This is a genomic window from uncultured Rothia sp., assembly GCF_963544205.1.
Taxonomy (GTDB): Bacteria; Actinomycetota; Actinomycetes; order Actinomycetales; family Micrococcaceae; genus Rothia.
In genome coordinates, this window is sequence record NZ_CAUUDY010000027.1 from 1 (window position 1) to 3,737 (window position 3,737).

The 3,737-nt window shown below is 58.2% G+C and carries 3 protein-coding genes; 2 read left to right on the top strand and 1 reads right to left on the bottom strand.

Going from position 1 to position 3,737, the window contains the following annotated elements; genetic code table 11:
* A partial coding sequence (locus RWZ58_RS08640) for a metal-dependent hydrolase (RefSeq protein ID WP_314658374.1) occupies positions 1 to 740 on the top strand: 740 nt, incomplete at its 5' end.
* Positions 741 to 1,527: 787 nt separating this feature from the next.
* On the opposite strand, the gene abc-f is transcribed toward RWZ58_RS08640, so the two are convergent.
* The gene (gene abc-f / locus RWZ58_RS08645) at positions 1,528 to 3,126 is read right to left on the bottom strand and encodes a ribosomal protection-like ABC-F family protein (RefSeq protein ID WP_049353101.1); all 1,599 of its coding nucleotides are present in this window, start codon (positions 3,124 to 3,126) and stop codon (positions 1,528 to 1,530) included.
* Between the two features lie 292 nt (positions 3,127 to 3,418).
* Here abc-f and RWZ58_RS08650 point away from each other — a divergent pair.
* Positions 3,419 to 3,737 (top strand): biotin transporter BioY (locus RWZ58_RS08650; RefSeq protein WP_314658375.1); only part of this gene is annotated, 319 nt, incomplete at its 3' end.

Here is a 3,737-nt window from a genome sequence, read left to right on the forward strand (position 1 = left end):
GGCACCTCCCCATGATGGGCTATTCGCACACCGTCAGCGCCGCAGCTGGCTGGCTAGTGCTCGTCGAGACGGGAGTGGTGCAGGTTCCCGATACCCCCACCCTCATCGTGACCACCCTGGCGTGCGCCGGTGCGGGCATGCTACCGGATATTGACCACCACAACGGCAGTATCGCCAACTCCATCCCGCCCATTTCACGCTGGGTAGCACGCATTGTTGGGGCAGTCAGCGGCGGACACCGCAAGGGAACGCACTCCATTTTGGGTCTGGTAGCTTTCTGGGCAATTGCCTATTTCAGCGCCAACCTGAGCTACAACGGAATCCCCTGGGCTTCACTACTTCTTGCCGCGTTCTCGGGCGGTCTGGCATTGCGCGTGCTCGGCGCACCGGGTGGATGGATCGGTGCCGTCGCCCTCGGGTACGCCGCCTACACGACTGATTCGCTGGCACTGCTCCCCTGGGCTATTTCGGTCGGCGCCACCATTCACCTGATTGGCGATCTACTGACAACCCGCGGACTGCTGCCCCTCTACCCCATTGTTATCAAACCCCTGGTGGCGTCCCCCCTATGGAAAAAGAGCGGCTACATGGCACTGCCTATTCTGGGCGATGCTGGCAGCGTACGCGAGAAGGCACTCGTTCTAACACTGACCGGGTACATCGCCTGGTACGCGGCAGCCATGATGGGCTTTACCGAATACCCTCTGCAAATGTTCGGACTGGGTATTCACGCCGCATAACGTGCCGCATAACTAAATTCCCACTGAGGACAGCAAAGCGCCCCGTCACTTCCCTACGGAAGCGGCGGGGCGCTTTTCTAATCCTTATCCCGACCTATCGGGGTGAGAGATTAAGCGTCCTGGATGGGCCAGAAGACGTCAACCTCAACGTTCTCTTCACCAGAGGTGGGGTACTTCTCGAACTCAGTGTTGTGCATTGGCAGTTCTCCTTCGTGAGCGGGCGGGAATCTCTTCTCCCCCGCGTTAGCTCACCATCGGTAGTGAGCCCTAATGTTTCGCATTTGCGTCCTCGCAATGGCGGGAACAGTTATAAGTCTACGCCCCACGCATGTTGTGTTTCTACCATTTTTCCCACAATGTATGTAGAGACACATGAAAAATTCGAAAAGCCCACACAGACCCCCTGAAATATCGCCTGAGAGCTTTTCTTTCCCTCAGAAAAACCCACAAGGCAACATTATTTCCCGTCAAATACGCCGCAAGTTTCGTGTGTCAGAACCCACAAATCACATGCACGGGAACGCAATAACACCACATATGATCAGAAAACAATACAACCCCACGGGTCAGGTCACATTTTTCCGCACTATTCACGAGATAAATACCGACAATATCTCCGCAACACATTTTCAGAACACAAAAATACGCCCTGGACAATACACCCCAGACAATACGCCACAAACAATACCCACCGGACAATAAAACAACGCGCAATACACGCAAAGAGACCCCGGCACCACACGGCACCGGAGCCTCCCCCACGCTTTGATGTTCAGCGAATATTGCTTTAAGCCAGCGAAATCAGATCCTGGTAATCCTTCGACCATAGGTCCTCCACCGCATCCGGCAGAAGCAGCACACGCTCGGGGTCGAGCGCCTCCACGGCACCCTCATCGTGAGAAACCATCACGATAGCACCCTGGTACGCCTTCAACGCATTCAGAATCTCCTCACGCGAGGCGGGGTCCAGGTTGTTGGTCGGCTCATCGAGCAGCAGCACATTCGCACTCGACGCCACCAGGGTCGCCAGGGACAGGCGGGTCTTCTCACCACCGGAAAGCACACCAGCAGGCTTATCCACGTCATCACCGGAGAACAGGAACGAACCCAGAATCGTGCGCACACGGGTGTCATCCAGATCCGGGGCAGCAGACTTCATGTTCTCAAAGACAGTGCGGTCACCATCAAGAATTTCGTGTTCCTGCGCAAAATAGCCCAGCTTCGCGCCGTGACCGTACACGACCTCGCCCGTATCAGGCTTGGTGGAACCAGCCAGCATGCGCAGCAGAGTGGTCTTACCGGCACCGTTCAGACCCAGCACCACCACGCGCGAACCGCGGTCAATCGCCAAATCAACGTCCGTGAAAATCTCCAGAGAGCCATAGGACTTCGACAGGCCCTGGGCAGAGAGCGGAGTCTTACCGCACGGCGCCGGATCCGGGAAGCGAATCGCCGCAACCTTATCGCTCTGACGCTCCTCCTCCAGGCCGCGCAGAAGCTTCTCAGCACGCTTAATCATCTGCTGAGCAGCAACAGCCTTCGTCGCCTTCGCGCGCATCTTATTCGCCTGCTCCATCAGAGCATTCGCCTTCTTCTGCGCATTCGCACGCTCACGCTTGCGGCGGTGCTCATCCTGCTCACGCTGAGTCAGGTAGTTCTTCCAGCCCATGTTGTACTGGTCAATCACGCAGCGGTTCGCGTCCAGGTAGAAGACGCGGTTGACAACCAGCTCCATCAGGTCAACATCGTGGCTAATGACCATCAGGCCGCCCGAGAAGTTCTTCAAGAAGTCACGCAGCCACATAATGGAGTCAGCATCCAGGTGGTTGGTCGGCTCATCCAGCAGCATGGTGTCCGCATTGGAGAAAAGAATACGCGCCAGCTCCACACGGCGACGCTGACCACCCGACAGAGTAGACAGCGGCTGGGCGAGCACACGCTCCGGCAGGTCCAGGTTGGAGGTGATGACCGCCGCCTCCGACTCAGCCGCGTAGCCGCCACCGGCAATGAACTCAGCCTCAAGACGGTCGTAGCGGCGCATACCCTTAGCGCGCACCGCCGGGTCTTCACTCGCCATATCGTCCTGCGCCTGACGCATCTTACGCGCCACACCGTCCAGGCCACGCGCCGAAAGGATGCGGTCACGCGCCAGCTGGCTCATGTCATCCACCTTCGGGTCCTGCGGAAGGTAGCCGATAGTGCCGCTGCGGGTCACCGTACCGTCAGCGGGCAGGGTCAGACCGGCAAGCACCTTAGTCATAGTGGTCTTACCGGCACCGTTGCGGCCCACCAGACCAATCTTGTCGCCCTTATCGATGCGGAAGGTGACCTCTTCCATGAGCAGGCGCGCGCCTGCACGCAATTCGAGGTTCTGTACAGCAATCATGGGTGCCTTTCCGGATGACGGTCTGATGTGTGGGTTGATAGTGCTCGGTAGGCGGGATTCGCCGGGTTAGAGGCGGCGAGCGCGCAGAGCACCTCATCAATTTTAGTGCAGGTGTGCCGAGTGCGCATGTGGGGCACCTTTTGTTTTTGTGGTGTGCGGTGTACGATACATACCGGACACCATTCATAGAACATTGTTCAAAACTGGGTTGTGACAAGCAAGTCAACCACCGCTACCCTCAACTCTGTAGAAAATCTGCAGAGCAATAACGTACCAAAGGAGTACCACCCCAATGACCGATTCCGTGCGCGAATCAGCCCAGGAACCCCAAGCACCGCGCCGTAACGTAGCGGCAAAGACCTCCCTCGCCACCGACCTCTCCCTCATCGCAGTGTTCGCGGGCTTCATCGCCGCGCTCGCCATCATGCCCGCCGTCAGCTTGGGCGGCGTTGCGGTTCCCTTCACCTTCCAGACCCTCGGCATTTACATCACCGCTCAGGTGCTCGGCGGCAAGCGTGCCACCGCCTCCGTGGCGCTGTACCTGCTGGTTGGTTTCGCTGGCCTGCCCATCTTCGCTAAGGGCGGCGCCGGTTTGGGTACGCTCGCCTCCC